Raw genomic sequence first — 2,286 nt, forward strand, 5'->3', positions numbered from 1 at the left:
GGTGCCGGGGCCCTCCGCGCGAGGTGCCCCGGCACACCCCGGCGGTCAGGTGTCCAGGGTGCGCACCACGCGCGCGGGGTTGCCGACCGCGACGACGTCGGCGGGCAGGTCCCGGGTCACCACCGCGCCCGCGCCGACCACGGTGTTGTCCCCGATCGTCACGCCGGGCAGCACGATCGCCCCGCCGCCCAGCCACACGTTGTCGCCGATGGCGATCGGCTTCGCGGCCTCCCACTTGTCGCGGCGAGGGCCGGGCTCGACCGGGTGCGTGGGGGTCAGCAGTTGCACGTTGGGCCCGAGCTGCACGTCCGCGCCGATGGTGATGGGCGCGACGTCGAGGGCGACCAGCCCGAAGTTCGCGAACGTCCGCGCGCCGACCCGGATGTTCCAGCCGTAGTCCACCCGGAAGGGCGGCCGGATCACCACGTCCTCGCCGACCTCGGCCAGGTGCTCGGCCAGCAACCGGTGGCGCAGCGCGCCCTGGCCCGCCGTGGTGGCGTTGTAGGCGGTCATGAACTCGTCGGCGCGCAGCGCGTCGGGCCACAGCGACTCGTCGGCGACGTAGAGGTCGCCGGCGAGCATCCGCTCCCGCATCGTCCGGTGGTCCGGTCGGTCCGTGCCGTGTTCCATGCCCGCGAGCCTACGGATGCGGTCTCTTGCGCGAGATCGACACTTCACGTGAAGATATCCGGGTCCTACTGGCCTGAACCGAAGGATTTCCATGACTTCGCCGTTTGGTCTGCACCGGGTCCTGGAACCGGCGGGCGTGCTGCCGCAGCAGGCGTGGCGGCTGGACGCCACCCCGGTGTGCGGTCCGGACGAGGTCGTGGTCGACGTGGAGCGGCTCAACCTCGACGCCGCCTCCTACCGGCAGCTGCGCGAGGCGCACGGCGTGGCCGGGGTGCGGCGGGCGGTGCTGGACATCGTCGCCGAGCGCGGCAAGGTGCAGAACCCGGTGACCGGGTCGGGCGGCATGCTGCTGGGCGTGGTGCGCGAGGTCGGCCCGGACTCGCCGCTGGGCCTGCGCGTCGGGCAGCGGATCGCCACCCTGGTCTCGCTCACCCTCACCCCGCTGCGCATCACCGACGGCCTGGCGCGCTGGGACGGCGCGGACGAGCAGGTGCCCTGCGCGGGCACCGCCGTGCTGTTCGGCCGCTCCATCGCCGCCGTGCTGCCCGACGACCTGCCCGACGAGCTGGCGCTGTCGGTGCTGGACGTGTGCGGCGCGCCCGCCCTGACCGACCGGGTGGTGCGCCGCCGCGCCGCCCGCTCGGTGCTGGTGCTGGGCGGCGGCGGCAAGTCGGGGTCGCTGTCGCTGGCCGCCGCCCGCCGCGCCGGGGCCGCGCGCCTGGTCGCGCTGGTGCCCACCGACCGCGAGGCCGCCGCGGTGCGCGGCGCCGGGCTGGCCGACGAGGTGGTCGTCGCCGACGCCCGCGACCCGGTGGCCGTGGCCGCCGCGGTGGGCGAGCCGGTCGAGGTGACCGTGGTGTGCGTGGACGTGCCCGGCTGCGAGCACGGCGCCATCCTGGCCACCGCCGACGGCGGCACCGTGGTGTTCTTCTCCATGGCCACCTCCTTCCCGGCCGCCGCGCTGGGCGCCGAGGGCCTGGCGGCGGACGTGGAGATGCTCGTCGGCAACGGCTACGTGCCTGGTCACGCCGCGTTCGCCCTGGAGCTGGTGCGCACCGAGCCTGCCGTGCGCGGCCTGTTCGAGCACAGGCAGACTCAGCAGGCGTGACTACTCTTCTCGTGGGCGGGCGCATCCACAGCCCGAGCAACCCCGACGCCACCGCGATGGCCGTGACCGACGGCGCCGTGGTGTGGCTGGGGCAGGATTCCGTCGGCCGCGCCCTGCACCCCGACGCCGAGGTCGTCGACCTGGGCGGCGCGTTCGTCGCACCCGCTTTCGTGGACGCCCACGTGCACGCCACCTCCGCCGGCCTGCTGCTCACCGGCCTGGACCTGACCGGCTGCCGGTCGGCGCGCGAGCTGCTCGACGCGGTGCGCGCCGCGCCGGGACCGCTGGTGTGGGGCCACGGCTGGGACGAGACGCGCTGGTCCGAGCGCCGGCCACCCACGCGCGCCGAGCTGGACGAGGCCGCCGGCGGCAAGCGCGTCTACCTCTCCCGCATCGACGTCCACTCGGCCCTGGCCTCCACCGCCCTGCTGGACCTGGCGCCCGCCGCCCGCGACGCCGACGGCTTCTCTCCCGACGGGCCGCTGACCCGCGCCGCCCACCACCACGTGCGCGGCGCGGCCCGGGACGCCCTGCCCGCCGACCTGCGG

Annotated in this window: 3 protein-coding genes; 2 read left to right on the forward strand and 1 reads right to left on the reverse strand. The window is 75.8% G+C overall.

The genetic code is table 11. The annotated features are described in order from the left end of the window. Positions 1–45: 45 nt before the first annotated feature. The gene (locus ACFV4N_RS42930) at positions 46–630 is read right to left on the reverse strand and encodes a sugar O-acetyltransferase (protein ID WP_499678447.1); all 585 of its coding nucleotides are present in this window, start codon (positions 628–630) and stop codon (positions 46–48) included. 91 nt (positions 631–721) lie between these two features. Between ACFV4N_RS42930 and kdd the strand changes: the two genes are divergently transcribed. Further along, complete coding sequence (gene kdd, locus ACFV4N_RS42935; RefSeq protein WP_499678448.1) at positions 722–1,738, forward strand: L-erythro-3,5-diaminohexanoate dehydrogenase; 1,017 nt, start codon at positions 722–724, stop codon at positions 1,736–1,738. A gap of 56 nt (positions 1,739–1,794) precedes the next feature. Further along, the coding region (locus ACFV4N_RS42940; RefSeq protein WP_499678449.1) for an amidohydrolase family protein at positions 1,795–2,286 on the forward strand (492 nt) is incomplete at its 3' end.

It is taken from the genome of Actinosynnema sp. NPDC059797 (assembly GCF_042732085.1).
In the GTDB taxonomy this organism is placed as follows: Bacteria; Actinomycetota; Actinomycetes; order Mycobacteriales; family Pseudonocardiaceae; genus Actinosynnema.

Excerpts from the sequence above, each read along its gene's own strand:
- kdd (WP_499678448.1), top strand. The coding sequence starts at position 722 with ATGACTTCGCCGTTTGGTCTGCACCGGGTCCTGGAACCGGCGGGCGTG.
- ACFV4N_RS42930 (WP_499678447.1), bottom strand. The coding sequence starts at position 630 with ATGGAACACGGCACGGACCGACCGGACCACCGGACGATGCGGGAGCGG.